General features: G+C 61.6%; 24 protein-coding genes. 10 read left to right on the top strand and 14 right to left on the bottom strand.

Features of this window, described 5'->3' with window-relative positions:
- Window positions 1-122: 122 nt before the first annotated feature.
- Genes O0882_RS08315 through O0882_RS08300 form a run of 4 tightly spaced genes read left to right on the top strand, consistent with a single transcriptional unit; the run spans window position 123 to window position 2,034 of the window.
- Window positions 123-731: a hypothetical protein gene (locus tag O0882_RS08315; RefSeq protein WP_289946963.1), complete on the top strand. Its 609-nt coding sequence runs from the start codon at window positions 123-125 to the stop codon at window positions 729-731.
- A gap of 29 nt (window positions 732-760) precedes the next feature.
- Window positions 761-1,195: a DUF1801 domain-containing protein gene (locus O0882_RS08310; RefSeq protein WP_289946962.1), complete on the top strand. Its 435-nt coding sequence runs from the start codon at window positions 761-763 to the stop codon at window positions 1,193-1,195.
- Window positions 1,192-1,743: a hypothetical protein gene (locus tag O0882_RS08305; RefSeq protein WP_289946961.1), complete on the top strand. Its 552-nt coding sequence runs from the start codon at window positions 1,192-1,194 to the stop codon at window positions 1,741-1,743. Before O0882_RS08310 ends, O0882_RS08305 begins: the two co-directional genes overlap by 4 nt.
- 3 nt (window positions 1,744-1,746) lie before the next feature.
- The gene (locus O0882_RS08300) at window positions 1,747-2,034 is read left to right on the top strand and encodes a hypothetical protein (RefSeq protein ID WP_289946960.1); all 288 of its coding nucleotides are present in this window, start codon (window positions 1,747-1,749) and stop codon (window positions 2,032-2,034) included.
- 5 nt (window positions 2,035-2,039) lie between these two features.
- Here O0882_RS08300 and O0882_RS08295 read toward each other — a convergent pair whose 3' ends face one another.
- Both O0882_RS08295 and O0882_RS08290 read right to left on the bottom strand, forming a co-directional pair.
- On the bottom strand, window positions 2,040-2,207 hold the full coding sequence (locus O0882_RS08295) for a hypothetical protein (RefSeq protein WP_289946959.1): 168 nt from the start codon (window positions 2,205-2,207) through the stop codon (window positions 2,040-2,042).
- Window positions 2,200-3,222 (bottom strand): DNA-binding protein, encoded by a 1,023-nt coding sequence (locus O0882_RS08290; RefSeq protein WP_289946958.1) that lies wholly within the window; start codon window positions 3,220-3,222, stop codon window positions 2,200-2,202. The genes O0882_RS08295 and O0882_RS08290 overlap by 8 nt, the downstream gene beginning before the upstream one ends.
- A 182-nt stretch (window positions 3,223-3,404) precedes the next feature.
- Here O0882_RS08290 and O0882_RS08285 point away from each other — a divergent pair, with 182 nt between their 5' ends.
- The 3 genes from O0882_RS08285 to O0882_RS08275 all read left to right on the top strand — a co-directional run bounded on the left by O0882_RS08285 (window position 3,405) and on the right by O0882_RS08275 (window position 5,812).
- Complete coding sequence (locus tag O0882_RS08285; protein ID WP_289946957.1) at window positions 3,405-4,463, top strand: tyrosine-type recombinase/integrase; 1,059 nt, start codon at window positions 3,405-3,407, stop codon at window positions 4,461-4,463.
- Between the two features lie 297 nt (window positions 4,464-4,760).
- Window positions 4,761-5,177 carry a hypothetical protein gene (locus O0882_RS08280; RefSeq protein ID WP_289946956.1) on the top strand — a complete coding sequence of 139 codons (417 nt, stop codon included), beginning with the start codon at window positions 4,761-4,763 and terminating at the stop codon, window positions 5,175-5,177.
- Entirely contained in the window at window positions 5,177-5,812 is a 636-nt protein-coding gene (locus O0882_RS08275) for a hypothetical protein (RefSeq protein ID WP_289946955.1), read from the top strand. Before O0882_RS08280 ends, O0882_RS08275 begins: the two co-directional genes overlap by 1 nt.
- A gap of 125 nt (window positions 5,813-5,937) precedes the next feature.
- Here the strand turns inward: O0882_RS08275 and O0882_RS08270 are convergent, their stop codons facing one another.
- The 7 genes from O0882_RS08270 to O0882_RS08240 form a co-directional block, all read right to left on the bottom strand.
- Complete coding sequence (locus O0882_RS08270) at window positions 5,938-6,171, bottom strand: hypothetical protein (protein WP_289946954.1); 234 nt, start codon at window positions 6,169-6,171, stop codon at window positions 5,938-5,940.
- A gap of 365 nt (window positions 6,172-6,536) precedes the next feature.
- The gene (locus O0882_RS08265; protein ID WP_289946953.1) at window positions 6,537-8,006 is read right to left on the bottom strand and encodes a PLP-dependent aminotransferase family protein; all 1,470 of its coding nucleotides are present in this window, start codon (window positions 8,004-8,006) and stop codon (window positions 6,537-6,539) included.
- Window positions 8,007-8,016: 10 nt separating this feature from the next.
- The gene (locus tag O0882_RS08260) at window positions 8,017-8,601 is read right to left on the bottom strand and encodes a LysE family translocator (RefSeq protein WP_289946952.1); all 585 of its coding nucleotides are present in this window, start codon (window positions 8,599-8,601) and stop codon (window positions 8,017-8,019) included.
- A 259-nt stretch (window positions 8,602-8,860) separates the two neighbouring features.
- Window positions 8,861-9,847 carry a hypothetical protein gene (locus tag O0882_RS08255; protein ID WP_289946951.1) on the bottom strand — a complete coding sequence of 329 codons (987 nt, stop codon included), beginning with the start codon at window positions 9,845-9,847 and terminating at the stop codon, window positions 8,861-8,863.
- An 82-nt stretch (window positions 9,848-9,929) separates the two neighbouring features.
- Window positions 9,930-10,382, bottom strand: a complete 453-nt coding sequence (locus O0882_RS08250) for a PaaI family thioesterase (RefSeq protein ID WP_289946950.1) — start codon at window positions 10,380-10,382, stop codon at window positions 9,930-9,932.
- 32 nt (window positions 10,383-10,414) lie between these two features.
- Entirely contained in the window at window positions 10,415-10,903 is a 489-nt protein-coding gene (locus tag O0882_RS08245) for a MarR family winged helix-turn-helix transcriptional regulator (protein WP_289946949.1), read from the bottom strand.
- A gap of 39 nt (window positions 10,904-10,942) precedes the next feature.
- Complete coding sequence (locus O0882_RS08240) at window positions 10,943-12,121, bottom strand: citrate synthase family protein (protein WP_289946948.1); 1,179 nt, start codon at window positions 12,119-12,121, stop codon at window positions 10,943-10,945.
- Window positions 12,122-12,221: 100 nt separating this feature from the next.
- Here O0882_RS08240 and O0882_RS08235 point away from each other — a divergent pair, with 100 nt between their 5' ends.
- Entirely contained in the window at window positions 12,222-13,781 is a 1,560-nt protein-coding gene (locus O0882_RS08235) for an FAD-dependent oxidoreductase (protein ID WP_289946947.1), read from the top strand.
- 17 nt (window positions 13,782-13,798) lie between these two features.
- Here the strand turns inward: O0882_RS08235 and O0882_RS08230 are convergent, their stop codons facing one another.
- From O0882_RS08230 to O0882_RS08220, 3 genes are all read right to left on the bottom strand, one after another.
- Window positions 13,799-14,221, bottom strand: coding sequence for a hypothetical protein (locus O0882_RS08230; RefSeq protein WP_289946946.1), 423 nt, complete (start codon window positions 14,219-14,221; stop codon window positions 13,799-13,801).
- Between the two features lie 40 nt (window positions 14,222-14,261).
- Window positions 14,262-14,879, bottom strand: a complete 618-nt coding sequence (locus O0882_RS08225; RefSeq protein ID WP_289946945.1) for a hypothetical protein — start codon at window positions 14,877-14,879, stop codon at window positions 14,262-14,264.
- Window positions 14,880-15,029: 150 nt separating this feature from the next.
- Entirely contained in the window at window positions 15,030-15,911 is an 882-nt protein-coding gene (locus O0882_RS08220) for a LysR family transcriptional regulator (protein ID WP_289946944.1), read from the bottom strand.
- A gap of 97 nt (window positions 15,912-16,008) precedes the next feature.
- On the opposite strand from O0882_RS08220, the gene O0882_RS08215 reads away from it, so the two are divergent.
- Window positions 16,009-16,587 carry a GNAT family N-acetyltransferase gene (locus O0882_RS08215; RefSeq protein ID WP_289946943.1) on the top strand — a complete coding sequence of 193 codons (579 nt, stop codon included), beginning with the start codon at window positions 16,009-16,011 and terminating at the stop codon, window positions 16,585-16,587.
- A 128-nt stretch (window positions 16,588-16,715) separates the two neighbouring features.
- Entirely contained in the window at window positions 16,716-18,194 is a 1,479-nt protein-coding gene (locus tag O0882_RS08210; protein ID WP_289947749.1) for an MFS transporter, read from the top strand.
- Between the two features lie 4 nt (window positions 18,195-18,198).
- Here O0882_RS08210 and O0882_RS08205 read toward each other — a convergent pair whose 3' ends face one another.
- Window positions 18,199-19,251, bottom strand: coding sequence for an alpha/beta hydrolase (locus O0882_RS08205; RefSeq protein ID WP_289946942.1), 1,053 nt, complete (start codon window positions 19,249-19,251; stop codon window positions 18,199-18,201).
- Window positions 19,252-19,418: 167 nt separating this feature from the next.
- On the bottom strand, window positions 19,419-19,952 hold the full coding sequence (locus tag O0882_RS08200) for a hypothetical protein (RefSeq protein WP_289946940.1): 534 nt from the start codon (window positions 19,950-19,952) through the stop codon (window positions 19,419-19,421).
- Window positions 19,953-20,069: the final 117 nt, after the last annotated feature.

The following is a 20,069-nucleotide window of genomic DNA, read 5'->3' as shown; positions in this document are numbered from 1 at the left end:
GGTGAATTTCATATTAAGAAGCTATCCCCATGGGCATTTAGAGGACGACAACTAAACATTTGCCTTCTAGCAATATAGACGGTTATGCTTGCCGCACCTTGACTCGATGACTGATATCGCCCATGAAGCACCGCCATTTGCTTGCCATCCCCGCACTGCTCGCCGCACTGGGCGCCCAGGCGCAAGACCGCGCGGCCGATCCTCTGGCGCCCTTGGCGCAATGCATCAACCGCAGCGAGTTCAAGTTCAAAACGCAAGACCGCTTGCCGGCAGGCGCGACCACGCGCGTCGTCAAGCTGGCGACGGGAGAAGGCCAGGTATCAACGGCCGATGGCTACCGGCTGATGCTGTTCCGCAAGAGCAGCTTGCCCTTTGTGAACCTGAAAATCGAACGCAGCGCCGCAGGCAGCTTTGCCGCCGACCGCGAGACCATCGTGACGCAAATGCAGCAGATGTCCGCCAACAGCAAGCCGCCACAACATGTGCCGCTGGAAACGGACACGCGCCAGGGCGTGGAAGTGCTAGGATTGAACAACGCCAGCATCGCGCAGGCGCAAGGCATCATCAGCCTGTACTCGCTGCTGCACGCCGCCAGCGGCACGGTCGCCACCGCCTACCTGCTGAACCAGCCTGCCGACCCGCGCGACTTTGCGACGGATGCCCAATACCAGGCCTTGCGCGACCAGTTCCTTGCCTCGCTGGTCAGCTGCATGGCCGATCCTGCGCAGTAAGGCAAGCGCACAGGAAGGAGACGTGAACCATGAAAAAAGCAGCAGCAAGCACGCCGCCCGCCGAGGAAGCGGCAAGCACCGCATCGGCCGCCAGCCTGATCGATGCGAAAATCGCCTCGCTGGCCGACTGGCGCGGCAAAACCCTGGCCGCCGTGCGCGCGCTGATCCACCAGGCGGACCCGGACGTGGTCGAGGAAGTCAAATGGCGCGGCGTGCCCGTCTGGTCGCATGCTGGCATGATTTGCACAGGCGAAACCTATCAACTCGCCGTGAAACTCACCTTCGCCAAGGGCGCCGCCTTGCCCGATCCGGCCGGCCTGTTCAACGCCAGCCTGGACGGCAACACGCGCCGGGCCATCGACCTGCACGAAGGCGAGCACCTCGATGCCGCGGCATTCAAGGCGCTGATACGCGCCGCCGTGGCATGGAATACGGCACCGAAACCAAAGCGGACGAACACTTGAGACATTATTTGTATATCTGGCACGACCCGGTGGCGCGCATGATTGTCGCTTCCGGCATCGAATTCAAGGATGTGATCCCCGCGCTCCAGGACGCGGACGGCATCGTGCTGCGCAAGGGCAGCGCCGGCACGGCCAGGAAACCTGCCGCCTGCCAGACGGTGGCGCGGCAGCAACTGCCGGCCCTGATGCATGAAGATATCCATGCCTGGGGCAGCCATGCCTGGGCCGATTACCGGGGCGCGCCGCCGGCCCCCGGCGATGCGGAGGTGGCCGCGCTGCTCGGCCACCATGGAGCGCTCGCGCCGCTGCCGGCCTTGCGCGGCCGCTTCCTCGCCTTTGCCCACGACGACGGCTGGTATCTGAAGCTGTTTTACGGGGAATGGGATGACGCGGCGGCCTTGCTCGCCGGCGCCATCCCGCCAGCGCTGGGCACGCTCGACATGGATGCACTACAACAGGGCGGCGACGGCTACTGGCTGCAAGACGGCGTGCTCGACCTTGAACTGACCACCCACGACATCGACAGCGTGCTGAATCGCCGCCTGTAGCCCATGAAAACACCGCAAGAAAAGAAACACCTCAGTTACGCCAAAGACCGCCGCAACACGTATGGCGAAAACAGTAAATCCTCGCGCAAGGCGATCCACGGCGCCAAGGCACGGGCGAATCGCAAGGAGAGACATACGCAAGAACAACTATTGGCGGCCACCCTGACAGCGGACGACGCCGAGCAGTTGGCAGCGGTCGAGAACCGCGTGCGTGCCACGCCACCCAGGCGATGGCGCAAATATCCCGATACGGCGCTCGGCCTGGTGCTGGCGCGCCGCAGACCTGTTTGACACTGCTATTGCAGCTCCCAGCACCAGAAGATTTGCCACTGTTCAACTGCCAGCGCCAGCAGCGGCGCGCCGATTGGCGTCAGGGTGAAACGCTGCGCATACTCGTCCCCACTGGTGATGCACGTCCGGGGACCATCATATAAATCCCAGACCCTGTAGACGGCTTCAAACATTGCGCTTCTCCTGGCTATCCATGAGCAGGGTCAGCCTGGCCGCCATGCCGGCATGGTCGCGCAGCAAGCCATCGCGTTCCTGCGCCAATGCGTCCATTTTCTGCTGCGATATTTGCCCATGTTCCGCCAGCATGTCGAGCTGGCGGTCTTGCGCGGCCAGCGCCACCTTGGCATCGTTCAGCGCCAGCAGGGCCGTATCGAGCTTGGCCAGCAAGGCATCGGCGGACGCGGCCGCCTGCAGATATTGAAATTCGAACTGGTCGCGCTCGGGGCGCACGGTGGCCAGCGCGTCGCGGTCGGCGGCCGCTTCGCTGGATAAGCGTGTTTGCTCTGCCTGCAGCTGCGCCAGGCGCATGTCTTGCTGTACGAGGGTCGCTTGCTGGCCTTGCAGGCGTTGCTGCAGCTGGGCGCTATCCTGCTCGAGACGGCTGATCCGTTGCTGCGCCTGCGCGCGCTCCTCGCTGCGCTGCGTGGCTGCCGCTTCCTGGTAATGGTCGAACTGCGAGCGCACCTGCGCCAGCTGGCGGTTCAGGGCGGCGATTTCCTCGCCCCGGTCGGCCAGGCGCTGCGTCAGGCCCGCGTTGTCGCTGTGCAAGGTCGCCAGGGTGACGGCGCGAAAATGATGTTCTTCCTTCAGTTGTGCCAGCGCGTGCTGCGTGGCGCGCAATTCCTGGGTGAGGGCGGCGCGCGCCTCCGTCAGCTTCAGGCGTTCGCTTTCCGTCTGTTTCAGTTTTTCCAGCGCCGCATCGCGTTCCGCGCGATTCTGCTGCATGCCCGTTTCCAGCTGCTGCGCCACGTCGCGCTGCTGCTTGTCATACACGCCGCGCATCGCTTCCATCAGCTCGGCCGGCAAGCCGGACTCCGTTTTCACGGCGCCCGCGCCCTGGAATTCTTCCTTCCAGCGTTTTAACAGGGGAGCGATGGTGCTCTTGCTGCCCGTGCTGCCCAGCGCTTCGCGCACGCTGTCGACCGTGGGATTGCGCCCATCGGCAGCGACGATTTGGGCTGCTTTCATAACATCAGAGTACAAAATGCCGGTGCGGGCCATAAAACCACCTATGAGCGAAATTTAGTAACGTATTACATGATACGTAATATCGTATAATATTACGATACAAATTTTGATGATTTTTGGAAAATATAAACTGCGATAAGATCGCTTATCGCGTGTTATGGGGGTGGTTTGCATGCTATTCTGTGATCCTCTCAGTACAAAACCGCGATTTCGCCACCGCCATGCCCGATCTGCCCCTCCCGAAACGCCGTCTTGCCGTGCCGAAAAACACCGCCATCGCCGCTGCACCGTTACACGGCGCCCTGATCGATGCCGAACTGGCCGCGCGCCACCAGGCGTTTCTCGCCGCCGCCACGTCGGACAACACGCGCCGCACCTACCGTTCCGCCATCCGCCACTTCCTGGTCTGGGGCGGGGCGCTGCCCGCCGACGAGTCCACCGTCATCCGCTACCTGATGGCGTATGCGGACAACCTGAACGCGCGCACCCTGGCCCTGCGCCTGACGGCCCTGTCGCAATGGCATGTGTACCAGGGCTTTGCCGACCCCGCGTCCACGCCCACCGTGCGCAAGACCCTGGCCGGCATCGCCCGCCTGCACGGCAAGCCGAAAAAGAAGGCCAAGGCGCTGCCATTGGAGGACCTGGAGTTGATCGTGTCCAGACTGGCCGCGCTGGGCAACGTCAAGGCCGTGCGCGACAGCGCCTTGCTGCAACTGGGATTTTTCGGCGGTTTCCGCCGCAGCGAACTGGCGGGATTGACACTGGAAGACGTGAGCTGGGAGCCGCAGGGCATGGTGATCACCTTGCCCCGTTCGAAAACGGATCAATTGGGGGAGGGCATCGTCAAGGCGATCCCGTTCGGCGACGGCGTCTGCTGTCCGGCCACGGCCCTGCGCGCCTGGCTGGCCGTGGCGCATATCCGCACGGGGCCGCTCTTGCGCACCGTCAACCAGTGGGGCCATGTGGGAGCGAAGGGATTGCACGCCAGCAGCATCAACACCATCCTGGCAAGCTGCGCCCGGCTGGCGGCGCTTGATTACGTGCCGGAATTGTCGAGCCACAGCCTGCGCCGTGGCATGGCCACCAGCGCGCACCGCGCGGGCGCCGATTTCCAGGCCATCAAGCGCCAAGGCGGCTGGCGCCACGACGGCACCGTGCATGGCTATATAGAAGAGGCGGGCCGCTTCGAGGAAAATGCGGCCGGCAGTTTATTGAAGGTGAAGAAGAAGGTGGCGGGATGAGGCGACCGACAGCACCTTGCTGGCATCGGTCTGGCAGCGAACAGGATGGACAGCCTGATGCTCGCAGCATGGCTTAGTATGGCCGTTTTCGTCCCATTGCGGTCGTACGCTTTGGAACGGCAATGGCTACTGACAGAATGCCAATATAGCATTCACGATACGCTATGAGATCCAGAGGGAGTTCAGTACCGTTCTCAGGCTCAGCAGCGTGGCCCTCTTCTCCCTCTGTGGAGTCGATTTTGCGTCCCAAATTTCGCTCGGCATGACAATCTGCCTGTTAGCGGCTATCATCAGCTTATGGTTACGAACAACGTTCGGATCAAGGTTTCGGAAAAGGGGGAAGCGGTGGCTAAAAAGATCGGAAGTTCTGTCGTAGGTGAGAAGAGGGCCAAGAAGGCGACAGCTAATGTGGCGGGAAAGGTCGCGCTGTCAGCTCACAAGGCATCCGCATCCAATCCTCCAACAGGCAAGACTTACAAAGTGACACTCGCGCGCACCAAGGGGGGAGGTCAGACGGTTGTCATATCGGCACCTGGCAAGATCCTCGAGGCGAATACCACCGTGAAGCCAGGAATGATCGTGAACTGGAAGCTATCGCGTAGCAACGTAGTGGGCAAACATCCCGAGGTCCACCACCTTCCGGCGCCAAAGACCAAGTTGAAGCTCGACGACGAGACGCGAAAGTCGCTCTTAGCGTCGATGGTGCTTATCTGATGGCCCTCTTGGTGAATAAACCGGCTGACTACGATGACCGAGTCTTCCTTAATTGCCCGTTCGATGCCAAGTTCAAGCCTCTTTTCGACGCGATCGTCTTTACGATACACGATCTTGGCTTTCAGGCTCGGCATGCGTTGATTGACAATTCCAATGTCGTTCGCGTCGAGCGCATTGCCAATGAGATTGCCACCGCCAAGTACTCGCTCCATGACATGAGCCGCGTGCAGTTGGGAAAGAACAAGCTACCTCGCTTTAACATGCCATTCGAGGCCGGAATCGCCTATGCAATGCATGCGATGAATCCATATCAATGGGAACACCACATTGGCATACTGGATGCGGTTCAGTATCAACACAACGCAAGTATCAGCGACCTTGCGGGGTTAGACACCAAGGTCCACGACGACGATCCCGTTAAGGCAATTAGCTGTGTTCGGGATTTTCTCCGCAAGAAGTCTGCGCGTAAGCTGCCGGGGGCTAAGCATGTGACTGTGCGCTATCTCGCATTTCAGAGTACCTTAGCTGTGGCCGCCAAGAAAAACAAAGTCAAGCTAAGCGAACTCAACTCCTGGAATTACGCAAACGACCTTCAGGACCTGATGGCTAATTGGATATTCCAGAACCCACCGTAGAGTTGGACTGAGGCGCATGGCAAGGTATTTCTGAAAAAAGGAAAATCCAAGGAAATTTGATCCGTTTTTGCGGCTCAACGATTCTTAAATACCCCACTTTTAACTTCCTCAAAAGTTCAAATCCGTCAAAGGCAGGGATTTTTTCTTCGCCTCAGCGGCTTGATGAAGTGAATGCGTTCCCTGGCCGGGTCGTCAAAGTGCTCCACGGCGCGTATCCGATATCCATTACGGATCGGCAAGTGCAGCATGGCGAAATAGCGGTTCATCGATTTCACCGTGACGACCGCAAACCCGTGTGCCCCGGCCCAGGCTTGCTGGGCTTCCAGCAGCCGCTGCGCCAGACCCGTCTTGCGGTGCACGGGCAGCACGCCACCGAGCCAGCGATATAAAGAGTCATCCTCGGCACCATGCCCCAGCTTGGGGCTGCCCCAAAAAAAGCATTGAGCTTGAAAATCACGTGTGTTGCTGCTTGTAGAGAAACCAGGTCAATACTGCCATGACAAGCAGGGAAAATAGCGCACTGGTGAACAATATCCGTGTTGCGTGAGGCTTTCCTGTCACTACGCCCAAAAGCCCGCCCCAGTCTATCGGCAAGGTCGCATAGATGGCGATGGATACGACTTTCAGCAAGTTGGAGCATGATTCGCGACAAACGCTGGTCTTTGCAACGATCTCAAGCGCATGAGGCAGCCATGCCTGCCAGGAACCCGGGGGCAGCGATCCTTTAAGCATCCTTACGCGCGATGCTGCCGCTGCCGCTGGCGCGGGCCAGGCTGGAGCGTGCGCCAGCCACCGCGCGCAGGCGTTCTTCCAGGTAGGCGCTCACGCGGGGATGCTGGCTGAAGGCGACGTTGAAGCGGATGTGCTGGTCGGGCGTGTCGTTGGCCGAGAACGCGGCGCCGCGCATCAGCAGGATCTTGTTGCGGTAGGCGTCCTGCACCAGCAAGTCCACGTCCAGCCCGTCGGGCATGCTGCCCCACAGGAAAATGCCGGCGTCGCCGGGCTGCTCGAACAGCACGCCGGCCGCGCTCAGTTGCCGCGTGCTGGCGTTGCGCGCCACCATGATCTTGCGTTGCAGCCGCTCCAGGTGCTTGCGCAGGTTGCCGGCCTTGAGCACCTCCAGCAGTACATATTCGTTCAGCGCAGGCAAGGTCATGATGGAATGGATCTTGGTGCGCATCAGCAGCTTGAGCAGGGCAGGCGCCGCGGCCAGGTAGCCCATGCGCAGGGCCGGGCTCAGCGCCTTGCACATGCTGGAGTAGTAAATCACGCCGTCCAGCCCGGACAGCGACGCCAGCCGCGTGCTGTGGCCCGGCTGGAAATGGCCGTGCACGTCGTCTTCGGCGATCAGGAAGCCATACTGCTGCGCCATGATCAGCACCTTGTGCAGGTTGGCGGCGCTGCTGCTCCACCCGGTGGGATTGTGCAACGCCGTCTGCACGAACAGCAGGCGCGGACGGTGCACGCGGCAGGCCGCTTCCAGCTCGTCCAGGTCGAGACCATCGGGGCGGCGCTGGATGGGCACCAGACGCACGCCGTCCTGGCGCAGCCTGCCGAACATCAGGAAGTATCCGGGGTCTTCCACCAGCACCGTATCGCCGGGCTGCAGGAAGGTGCGGCAGATCAGATCGATGGCATGGGTGCCGCCGAACGTGGTGAGGATGTGGCTGGCGTCCGCAGCGATGCCGATGCCGCGCAACAGCAGCGCGATCTGCTCGCGCAGTTCGGCCAGCCCTTGCGGCGGACAGCGCGAGGCCATGCCGGCCGCGCTGCGCGCCAGGCCACGTTGCACGGCGGCCGCCGGCAGCGCGTCCTGCAGCCAGGTGGGCGGCAGGGCGCCGCTGCTGGCCAGCAGCACGCCCGGCCGCTGGTCGTTCACTTGCTGGCTCAGCCAAACCGGCTCCTGCTCCTGGCCCGCTTCCAGCGCCACCTCGTCGGGAATGGCGCGGCTGGCGTCCATTGGCGCGCGGACGAAGAAGCCTGTCGTGCCGTGCGTGTCGATGACGCCGGCGGCCACCAGCCTGTCATACGCCACCACCACGGTGTTGGTGCTGACCGCGAGTTGCGTGGCGAGTTGGCGGATCGACGGCAGCCTGGTCCCGCCAGGCAGGACGCGTTGCGCGATCTGCAGGCGCAATGCGGCCTCGATCTGTTTGAACAGGGCGATGGGTGAGGAGCGGTCGATGACGAACATGGGTGGCAGTCTAGCGTAAAAACGTCACGGCGAGGACCAGCAGGATGCCACCCATCGCCAGATTGAAGATGCGCTGGTTGCGGGGCGCTTTCAGCACGCCGCGGATCGACACGCCGAACAGCGCCCACATGGCGTTGCACGGCATGCCCACCATGGTGCCGATCACGGTCACCAGCAGGGCGCTGGCGAGCATGTTGCTGTGCGCAGGCATGAAGACGGACGCCATGGTGATCGCCTTGAGCCAGCTCTTGGGGTTCAGCGCCTGAAACAGCGCCGCCTGCGCAAACGACACGGCCTTCGGTGCGCTGCTGCCCGCCACCGAGGCGCCGGCCAGCTTCCAGGCCAAAAACATCAGGTACAGCGCGCCCGCGATCCGCAGTACCTGCTGCGCCATCGGGTACGCGACGAACACGCTGCCCAGCCCCACGCACATGAGCATGGTCTGCACAAAGATGCCGGCCTGGATGCCGAGGATAACCGGCAGCGCGCCGCGATAGCCGAAATTGGCGCCGGTGGTGGCCAGCATGACGTTATTCGGCCCGGGCGTGGCGGACATCACAAAGCAATAGCTCATCAGGGGAAGAAGGTCGGTCATGGCAGGCAGTCGCAGCGTGGAGAAGACCCCAGTCTAGAAGCGCGGCACGGCAGGGACAAGATACAAGGCGCCGCGTACCAGCACATGCTGTATCAGTCGGACGACTGCTACAGCGGCGATACAGGCGGCTCCATTTCAGACATCCTGAGCAAACCAGGCAGACGTGGACACCGTCTCCGTCAGCCCGGGGAACTGATGCGTTTGTCCAGCGGCCTTTCGTTGAGCGCATCGGCGGCACGATAGAAGTGATCGGTGCGCTTCAGCGCGTCAAATGCACCATGGGGTTATCCATTTGCTTCAACTTTGCTTCCATCTGATTCAAAGCATTGAGCTTTTCTTCGCGATGAGACCAGTTCCCGGCGGCCAGCGCCTGAGCTCTTTGCTGCCCGATACAGTCCAATGCCAGTTGTCGCGCCTGTTGGTCGCATGCCGCTCTTAACTTTATATCCGCAAATGCGAGAGCAATCGACGCTTCGCAGCGAACATCATCGTCCATGGCGTTGATGTCGGAGTATCCCCATTGCTTTGCCAGTTTCTCAAGGAATCGAATTGGCATGACGTCCTTGTGCGCCTTGTGCCAATCGCGATAGCTCTGCAGAAGATCGGCTCCAGTATCATTGCCGTTCGGCGAGAAATCATCCGCGCAGTTCCAAAAAAATGGGTCATCCAAAATTTCGCGCGCTTTGGGATGAAAGTCCTCCCAATCGATTCCCAACTTCTCCCAAGGTGACATTTCATCACGCTTGGTTTGTGCTGCTGCCTCCAGCCCGGATGCAAGCTGTTGCAGCGCTTCCTCCGAATTCGGGATGCGTTTCTTGGCAGCTTCGCAGTGGTCTAGAAATTTTTCCAAGCTAAAATCATCCGTGCGCTTCAATCGCGTTCTCAATAGCCCCAGTGCATTGATGACTTCATCAACACCTGCTTTAAAAAGTGGCAACGACAATGTTGAAGAACGCATCCAGTCCCGACCTTCCATCAATTCGCTGGCGATATCGATCTCGACCTTGCCCTTTGCTCTTCGATAAGTGATCTTGGGTAGCGTTGACCGGAAATGGTTGTGCGTCTCCAGGAGAGATTCCAAGGTCTTCTTTGCCGGACCAGAGTCTCCAAAGTGAAGCGTGATTGCAATTTCCTTGATCGCGTCTCCAAAACTGCCACCTCCCGCCAGAAGAAAATCCCCGATCGGAGACAACGTTGTGTGTCCGCCGTAGCGATTATAGGATTCAGCGCTTACATCGAACTCCATCGGATAGTGCCTTTCATGCAAAATTTCAATTTTTCTGAATGTTGATACAGCTAAAAACTGCACAAACTAGTGCCGGGCCGTATCATGCGGCCGCTTGTTCCCGGGGGCGGATGATCATGCAGGTGGCGGTCGCGTGCGCGTACATTTTACCGGCCTCGTCGCGGATCGTGCCCTCCGAAATGACCAGGTTGCGTCCCGCATTGATGACCTTGCCTTCGGCGTAGACCGTCACGTTGAAGGGCAGGGGACGGCACATCTTGATGTTCAGGTCCGTCGTGCCATAGCTTTCGCCGGCCGGCAAGACCGTATGCGTGGCGCAGCCCGTGACCGTGTCGAGCACGGTGGCGGCGAAACCGCCGTGCACGCCGCCCATGGGATTGGTGTGCGTTTCATTTGCAGTCGCCGTGAAGATGACACGGCCATGTTCGACAGTATGCACGTCCATGGGCATGGTTTTGGAAATGCCGGGCCGGGGAAACAGGCCTTGCGCGAAAGCTTGCATCAGTTGCAAGCCGGTCATGTCGTTGGGGTGCATGGTAACTCCTGTGGTGGTGGTGAAGGGATAAGTCAGACGTCCTGCGCAAAACGCAGGCGTGAGGCATGCAGCAGGAAGCGGGCGACGACGGCCAGTTCCTCCTCGCTGAAACCGGCTTTCAGTTGTGCATTCAGGCTGTCGAGCAGGGGCAGGGCGGCGGCCAGCACCTCGCCGCCCTTGGGCGACATGTGCAGGGTGCCGGCCCGCGCATCGAGCGCCGACTGGCCGCGCACGATCAGGCCGTTTTCTTCCATGCGTGCCACCAGGCCCGTGACGGCCGAGTTTTTCAGTTGCAACAATCGTCCCAGATCCTTGAGTTGACAGCCTTCCTCGCCCTTCAGGGCAAACAGGGCGACGACTTGCGTGCCGGAAAATCCCAGTTCGCTGGTAAAGACGGCATCGGCCGAGCGGAACAGGTTCTGGCGCGCCAGGTTGAGCAGATTGAACAGGCGCGGCGAACGCTCGCCCAGCGGGCAGGTGGCATCGGGGAGGTCGGATTGGGGCGAGGTATTGGTACGCATACGGAGTATACTACTACGTATGCGTAATAAATCAAGCGACTATTGCTGGTCGCGCTGGTGGCGTCCGATGTAGCGCGCGCGGGGGCGTATCAGGGCCGTGCTGGCCGCTTGCTCGGCCGCGTGCGCGATCCAGCCGGCCGAGCGGGCCAGCGCAAACATGCTCATGCCCGCGCCCTCGGGCCAGCCGAACGCCAGCTCCATGGCGGCCAGCGCCAGGTCGGCGTTCGGCTTGGCATCGAGCAACTGCCCCGCCGCCGCGCACACCGCCAGGATGGCGGCCAGTTGCGGGTGCCCATGCCCCATCGTTGACAAGATTCCCAGCAGATACGCGGCGCGCGGGTCGCCGTGCGGATACAGCGGGTGGCCGAAACCGGCGAATTCCGGCGCGAACATCTTGTAAAAGGCGCCGATGGCATCCCTGGCGTCTGGCGCGGCCAGCGCCTGCGTCAACATGCACCTGGCCGCCGCGCTGCCGCCGCCGTGCTTGTTTCCGGACAAGGCTGCCAAGCCCGCGCCCAATGCGGCGGGCAGGCTGGCGCCCGTCGAGGCGACGCAGCGCACGGCGAAGGTCGACGTATTCAATTCATGGTCGGCCAGCAGCACGAGGGTGGCGCGCAGCAATTCAGTCTGGTTCGCGTCGGCGTTCCACGCCTGGGCCAGTTGCCGGTGCAGCGGCAAGGCGGACGGCGCCGCTTGCAGCAAGGCGGCGGCCAGCAGGCGCATCAAGGCGGGGCCGGATTGCAGCGCGTGCGGCATGTCCGCTGGCGTCAGCATGGCCATGGCGAGCATGGCGCGCGCCAGCGGCGTCGCATCCGTCGCGCTGGCCAGTCCTGGCTGCTGGGCCGGCGCATCTTGCTGAAAATAGTCGCTCGCGTTGTCGTCCCACAGCAGCCCGGCGACCGCTTCCAAGGTCGCCTGCTGCGCCAGCGCCGTCGCATCGCAGCCGCGATACAGCAATCGTCCGTCAGCAATATGCGAAATCTGCGTCTCCAGCACGGGCAAGCCCCAGTGCATGGCGGCCACGGCCGTCTGGCCACCGCGTTTGGCATCGCTCTTGCGCGCCGCCAGGCGCAGCACCTCTTCCTGCGGATAGCGCTTGCGGCGCGATGCACCGTCGCTGACGGACGCCAGCAAGCCCCGGCTGACATACGAATACAGGGTGGGCAGGCTGACGCCCAGGAGGCGCGCCGCGTCAGGAGCGGACAGATCGTTGTTCATGGCGGCCATTGTAGCGGCTGTCCCTTTATATTGATTGATGGAATCAAGATTGACGGGCCAGGCGGCGTGTCACTAGACTGATGCCTTTCCAGGAGTCTGCATGAGCACACACACCATCCGCACCCTGCGCCCCGGCGACGCCGCGCCCTTGCTGGCCTTCGAACAGGCCAACCGGGCCTGGTTCGAGCGCCATATCGACCGGCGCCCGGACGATTTTTACAGCATCGACGGCGTCCACGCGCACATCGCCCAGTTCCTGGACCAGCACGCACAGGGCCGCATGCACCCCTGCGTCATCGTCGACGAACACGGACAATTGATCGGGCGCGCCAACCTCAAGGACATTGACCGGCAGCAAGGCGTGGCTGAAGTCGGCTACCGCATCGGCGAGCAGCAGGCGGGCAAGGGCTTGGCCACGGCCGCGCTGCAGTACCTGATCGCCCTGGCGCAAGACGAATGGCAGCTGCAACGTCTGTGCGCCTGCGCTATCGACGGCAATGCGGCCTCGATCCGCGTGCTGGAACGCTGCGGTTTTGTGCAGGGAATGGCCGTGCCCGATATTGCCATGGTGGCAGGTAACGTTGTCGATGGCCATGCGTATGCGCTGGAGCTGCGGGCAGCCCCCCAACACATCATCGTCATCGGCGCCGGCATCGTCGGCGCGTCGCTCGCCTACCACCTGGCCGGCAAGGGCGCACAAGTCACCGTGGTGGAGGCGGGCGGCATCGCTTCCGGCGTGACTGGCACCTCGTTTGCGTGGATTAACACGTCCTGCGCCGGGCCGGACCCCATTGCGGCCCTGCGCGGCGGCGCCATCGCGGCCTGGCGCAAGCTGGAAACGCAAGTACCCGGCCTGACGCTGCGCTGGCACGGCGCCTTGTCGTATGGCACGCAGGATGGGCGCGTGTCTTCGTCATCCAAATTGATAAACCGCTCGCGCATCGCCCAGCTTGAACCGCAGCTGCGGCAGCCACCGCAACAGGCCGTCCACGAACCGGAGCAGGGCGCCCTCGACGCCGTTGCCGCCACGCATGCCTTGCTGGCAGCGGCCCGGGCGCTCGGTGCGATCGTCCGCACGCACACGCCCGTGCTGGGCTTTACGGTCCGGGACGCGCAGGTGACGGGCGTGGAAACGGCCACGGGCGTCATCGATGCGGATGTGATCGTGCTGGCGGCAGGTACGGGTACTGCCGCGCTGGCGCAGAAACTGGGCGCCAGCCTGCCCATCCACGCCTCGCCCGCCATCTTCCTGCGCTACCAGGCGCCGCCCGGCCTGGTGCGCGGCATCATTTCCAGCCATGTAATGGAGGTGCGGCAGGGCGAAGATGGCACCATGCTGGCGGCGGAAGACTATGTGGACGACGCGCCGGACAACCAGCCCGCCGCCATCGCGCAACGCACGGCCAGCGCCATCCGCGATGAATTGGAAGGCGCCGAGGCCATCGTGCCGGCATTCGCCTGCGTCGGCCTGCGCCCCATGCCCTTTGACGGCGTGCCCGTCATCGGCTATCTGCCGCATGTGGCAGGCGCATACGTGTGCGCCATGCATCCGGGCGTGGTGCTGGCGGCCATCGTGGGCGAGCTTGCCAGCGAGGAAATCGTCGATGGCGAGCCAGCGTCCGCTCTGGAGGCTTGCCGGCCCGCGCGCTTTCAGGCCTGATTGTGGCGTGCTGATTCCTACGGCACAGCCACCACGAACACGGGCAGGACGAACGGCGCGGCTTCCTGCTCATCGCCTTCCTCCGACGGTGCCTGCATGGGATCCTCGATGCGCCAATCGCCGTTCACCACGCGCTCGGCGATCAGCGCCATATCCTGCGTTTCGCGCAGTTCGCAGCCAAACGGCAGCCGCCCATGCGAGCGCGACACCAGGCTGAAGCGCAACTGGCGGCATTGCGCATCATGCCAGCAATAAAACAGCATATCCTTGCCAGCGAGCGCGCTGCGGCGCGCCGCGATCACCTGGCCGATGAATTCAACGATATCGGCCGCATGAATCTGCGGCGTTTCCTCGTCCGTGGGCGAAAAGCTCCACATATTGGTGATGGCTTCGTGGTTGATGTCGTCGGTATCAATGAACACCTCATCGTCTTGCGCCATTTCCAGCCAAGCATTGACTGTCCTGCAATTTATCATGTCGTCATGCATCCCATGTTTTAAAAGCCGTCCATACCGAGCGCCATGCGCCATGCGGAAGTTTGGCCTGCATGGAAAGAGACAGTCCGCCGTCGCCCATACGATCACCTGGCTTCCATTGTTTATTCTTCAGACTAAGTGCCCGTGCTCTTCCCATGTCGACAGTTTTCATGTCTTTGATGTCATAGCCGACTTCCAATACAGGAAGCAGCACTTCTCCATTGGCTTTCAAATATAAAGTATCGACATGGACCTTGGGTTTGTCGAAACGTTCGTACAGCCTTGTTGCAGCCGATTTGAAACCCTGGCCAATGGCGATGCTGATGGTCGTTGGACCATTGCAACCCAGAAGCGCGGCAAGCGCCCAATAGTCATGATCAGCAGTGACAAGCCTGGCCAAGCAGCGTTCTATCCATGCCGATTCATCAGTTCTGAATTCTTTCCAGTATGGAGAAAACGAATTTTGCAGGTAGCCGACTTCGTGCAGCGCACCGACCAGGTTAATCTGCTTGTCCACGCAGCCAATATCGTGCAACAGATGGGCTGCGGCTGCGGCGACCGCATACTCGCCTTTGGCCATGGCCTTATCTTCGAGTTTTTTCAGTTTGGTGTTAATACTCATTAAATCCCTTGACTGGAAAATACGGCCAGCATCAACAAAGATGCCAGCGTTCGTTATTTCATGCAGCTGTTTTCAATCATTCAAGTTCAGCCCATTCACGATTGTGCCATACCTCGCCCCTTATTTCCCCTTAAGCTCCGGTTCCTTGACTCACCCTCGCGGCCCATCCAATAACAACTCCGCCAGCCTGGTCGTCAGCCACAAACTCGTCTCGCTCAGCTTCTTGCCGTGGATCGACAGGCGCCGCACAGGCAGGCGCGACAAGGCCAGCGCAGGGCAGGGCACTTCCTGCAGATAGCCCTTGTAGTTGTCGTAATTGGCGATGTTCAGGGGCAGAATCGCCCAGCCCAGCTCGTCCGCGACCATTTCCGCGATGCTGTAGAAACTGTCGGAAAACCACACGGCGGGGCTGAAGGCGTGTTCGCGGTTCAGGTCGGAATCCATGATCAGCTGGCGATAGCGGGTCAGCTCGTTGCGGCTCACTTCCTGGCCGTGGGCCATCGCGTGGCCTTTGGCCACGAATACGCCTTGCGCCACGCTGCCGATGTGCTGCTGTTCCAGTATGGGCGAGATGGGGCCGCGGTCGAAGTGGAAAGCCACGTCGGCTTGCTGCTGCTCCACGTATTGCGCCACTTCCGAGGCCGTGGCGTTGAGCATCACCAGTTCCAGCGCCGGGTAGCGCGCCGCCAGTTCCTTGACCAGCTTGCTGATGGCCAGGTAGGGCAGGGCTTCGTCCAGCGCCAGGGTCAGCTGCGCTTCGGGCGCCTCGCTCAGCAACTGGGCGCGCAACTGCAATCGCTCGGCCTGGCGCAGCAGTTCGCACGCTTCCAGGTGCATTACCTTGCCCGCTTCCGTCAGCACGGCGCTGCGGCGTGAGCGGTCGAACAGTTCCACGCCGAATTCCGCTTCCAGCAGACCGATCGAGGTGCTGACCACCGATTGCGCGCGGCCCAGTCGGCGCGCCGCGCCCGAGAAAGAACCGGCCGCGACGGCCGCTTCAAAGTAGCGCATTTGTTCCAAAGTCCATTGCATGGCATCCACCTATCTGTTTTATAGATGGATTTTAACTTGAATGCCATTCAGGGGCGACATAAAATGCCTTTACTAATTCAATAACATGAGATCCGCCATGAAAAACGCCCAAGCCAATTCCCCCGTCATCAGCTTTGCCTGGTGTCACGACGCCAGCGCCGAAGATGCGCTGTGCAAGTTATATCTTGATAACGTCAGCGCCGACTATATCTCCCATTCGGAGCTGCAGGGCGAACGCGCCGACGCGCCCGGCAACTGGCGCGCGGACTTGCCTGAGGTCATCCGCGGCGAAATCCGCGCCGCCCTGTCGCATGACTGGGCGCATGGCGATTCGACCCTGCTGGCCGTCGCCACTGCCGGTGACGCCATCGTCGGCATGGCCCTCGTCTCCATCGACACGCGCCAGCGCGCCTCGAAATCGTTCGCCGCGCTGGACGACCTGGTCTTGCTGCCCGCCGTGCGCGGCAGCGGCATCGGCAGCCAGTTGGTGGAGTGGGTGGCCGACGAGCTGCGCGGCCACGGCATCGCCCGCTTGTTCCTCGAATGCGGCGCGCACAACTTGACGGCGCAGAAATTCTTCCAGGGACGGGGTTTCAAGCAAGTGTCCGTCGTCATGCTGCGCGAACTTGACGCAATGTCCGCCGCGGTGGATGACAAGGATGGCGACCGTGGCTGACGCCCGCCGCCCCCGACAAGCCCAGGCCCGTGGCAGCCTGGAACGTAAATATTTGCGCAGCACCAAATTCATCCACACCGATAGTTGTTAAAAGTTACACTAAAATCCATGAGTTGTTTATGCATCCAATGAAAAAATGGCTGACGCTGGCCATCGTCTCCAGCGCCTTATTCCTGATCGTGGTCGACATGACCGTGCTCTACACCGCCTTGCCCGCGCTGACGCGCGACTTGCAGGCTACTTCCTCACAAAAACTGTGGATCATCAACGTGTACGCGCTGGTCGTCTCCGGCTTGCTGCCCGGCCTCGGCACCCTCGGTGACCGCTTGAGCCATAAACCCGTTTTCCTCGCCGGCCTGACCGTGTTCGGCATCGCCTCGCTGTGCGCCGCGTTTTCGCCCGCGCCGGAATGGCTGATCTTTGCCCGCATCCTGCTGGCCATTGGCGCCGCGCTGATGATGCCGGCCACCCTGTCCATCATCCGGCTGACCTTTACGGACAACCGTGAGCGCTCGTTCGCCATCGGCGTGTGGGCGGCGATTGCCTCGGGCGGCGCCGCGTTCGGCCCCGTGCTCGGTGGTTTCCTGATGGAACACTACTGGTGGGGTTCCGTCTTCCTGATCAACGTGCCCATCGTGCTGCTGACCCTGGTGCTGGCTGCCGTCGTCCTGCCGAAACGGGCCGGTAACCGCGACAAGCCGTGGGACTTGAAGGGTTCCCTGCAAATCATGATGGGTCTGCTTGGTGGCGTGTATGCGATCAAGGAACTGGGCAAGTCGCAGCCCTCGTATGCGCTGGCCGCCGCCTCGTTCGCCGTGGGCGCCTTCTTCATGCTCAAATTCGTGCGCCGCCAGAAGCGGCAAGCCAAGCCGCTGATCGACTTCGCCCTGTTCCGCGAACTGCCGTTTTCCAGCGCCGTGGCCGCCGCCATGGTGGCCTCGGCCGCCCTGATCGGCATGGAACTGGCGCTGAGCCAGCACATGCAGCTGGTGCGGGAACTGTCGCCGCTGGAAGCGGGCTTGCTGCTGTTGCCGCTGCCGCTGGCGTCCGTGTTTGCCGGCCCGCTGACGGGTTTCATGCTGCCGCGCGCCGACAAGGCCAAGGTATTGTGGGGTTCGCTGCTGCTGTCCGGTATCGGCATGGCATCGTATCTCGTGCTGCATGACGCCGCCGTCTCGGCCCAAGTGGCCAGCCTGGTGATCCTGGGCCTGGGCCTGGGCGCCGTCATGACGGCCGCGTCGAGCGCCGTGATGCTCAACGTGGCGCCGCAACAGGCCGGCATGGCCGCCTCGATCGAGGAAGTGTCGTACGAGCTGGGCGCCGTCATCGGCGTCACCGTGCTGGGCACGATTCTGTCGGCCGTCTACAGCGCCACCCTGGTGATCCCGGAAAGCGTGGGCCTGCTGCCGAATGCCCATGACACCCTCGATGCGGCGCTACTGGCCGCCGAGCAATTGCCGGTCGAACTGGGCTTGCAAGTGTCGGAACTGGCCCGTTCGGCCTTCGACAAGGCATTTATTGTCGTGCTGGCAACGGCTTCCGCCATCCTGATCGCGGCCGCGGCGACCATCCGCCATTTGCATCTAAGGGCACGCCGGGTGGTTTAATGGATCAACGCTTCAGCAGCGGCGCCACCTGGTCGCGCAAGACCGTCCATTGGGCGTCGAGCACGGCCTGATTGGGGTCGTGCCCGGCCCGTTTTACCACCGTAAAACCCTTGGCCGGCGCCGTGATGCTGTCAAAGTACGTGCGCGCGGTGACGGGCGAAGTCAGCAAGTCCGCTTCGCCCATGATGAAAAACACGGGCAAGTCAAAGCGCGTGCCCAGCGCGGGCAGGTCGACCTTGGCAAACATGCCGTCGCCACGCAGGCCGATGAACTGGATGTACGAGTAATCATCGGCCGCCTCGGCATCGGCCAGCGCTTGCGGCGTGGCGTAGAACGGCGCCGGTTGCCACCAGTGCCTGGGCGGCGCATCCGTTGCCAATCCTTCATATTTGCGGTCGAAACGGCGCAAGATGCCGAAGTTGCGCGGGTCCGTCCATGGCGGCGCACCGAGCGCCGTCAGCTTGTCCACCGTGGCGATATCGCCGGCCGCCTGCGCCAGCGCCATTACCTCCCGGTACATGCCGGCCTCGTTGTCCCGCGCATTGACCACCTGCGCCGCGCCGACATACGCGTGGAACAGGTCGGGGCGCGCCTTGGCCATGTGCACGCCCAGAATCGATCCCCAGGAACTGCCCATCAGGATGACTTTATCCTTGCCCAGGTGCTGCTGCAGATAGCGGGCCACGGCAAGGCCGTCGTCGCGCATCTGTTCCACAGTCAAGGGCACGTCGTCCGTCGGGCGCTGTTTCGCATACGTCATGCCCGCGCCGCGCTGGTCCCATTGCACCAGCGTGTAGTGGCGTTCCCAGCCCGCATAGATGGCATCCGCGTACGGACTCAGCGCATTGCCGGGGCCGCCATGGATGAAGAGGATCACGGGATTGCCGCAGGCGGCGCCCGTGAGCGTGACCCATTGCTCGATGCCATTGATAGGCACGTAGCTCTGTTCGCGCACGGCTTGCGCGGGCGAGGCGCAGATGGATGGCGTGGCGGGCGGCGCCGCTTGCGCCGCGCCGCAACAAGTTAACAGCAGCAACGCCAGGCTCGTGATGCGCATATCGTCCTCTTCTATATGGTGTGGGGAACTACAGCGTGCAATCCTGCGCCGTCTTGCAGGCAATAAAGCGGGCGCTGGCTTGTTCAAAGCAGGCGGGCGCCGTCCATAAAATGAAATGCGGGGCGTTGTGCACGGCTACGCCATGACCGTTAGCGCAATAGGAAAATTTACGAGTTGGCCCATACTTCGATACGACGAACCACTTCCGGACTTGCGCTTAGGGCGAGTTGTCGACATTTGGTACTGCCTTCGAACGTTACAAGGTAGACCGGCCACCTTGACAATGCACAAAATGTAATATTTCCGTGCGCCGCCCAGAACCAACCAGAAAAGTAGCCAAATGCGGCAATGCCATTTTTTCTTGTTGATAGTCCAAGTTGATCCAATGAATTTACTTCACGAGCTTTCGCTGATTCGACTTCGCTGCGGTCTAAGGCTAACGTGTACAGGCTATGTTTGACTACCAACGCATCGCGTGAAATCTCAATCACGTGCCGCTTCGCCGCAATGATAAGCATGCCTAATAGGACAGTAGCGATTGCTCCTACAATTCCAAAAGCCAATAGATTATCCGACTCGGTCTGTCCCGGTTTTGGCGGCGCCCAGTGAATCACGGCGGCTGACAGAGCCAAAGGAAGAAAGATCAGGAGTGCAAGGTACAGTAGCTGTTTTGACGAAACAGGGAGGTCATCTTTTTCCATAATTGATTCCATTTGATAGTTAGCTATTCTATTGATCCACAGAACCGAGTGCGCTGATGCGTCCAGGCTCTCTGCACGGAGCAGGGCGTGAAAAACATCGGTTCGGCGTGCAGGGAG

Source organism: Janthinobacterium sp. SUN073 (assembly GCF_030397665.1).
Lineage (GTDB): Bacteria > Pseudomonadota > Gammaproteobacteria > Burkholderiales > Burkholderiaceae_D > Janthinobacterium.
Note: the sequence above shows the minus strand (reverse complement) of the source record. Positions and strands in the feature narration are given on the sequence as shown.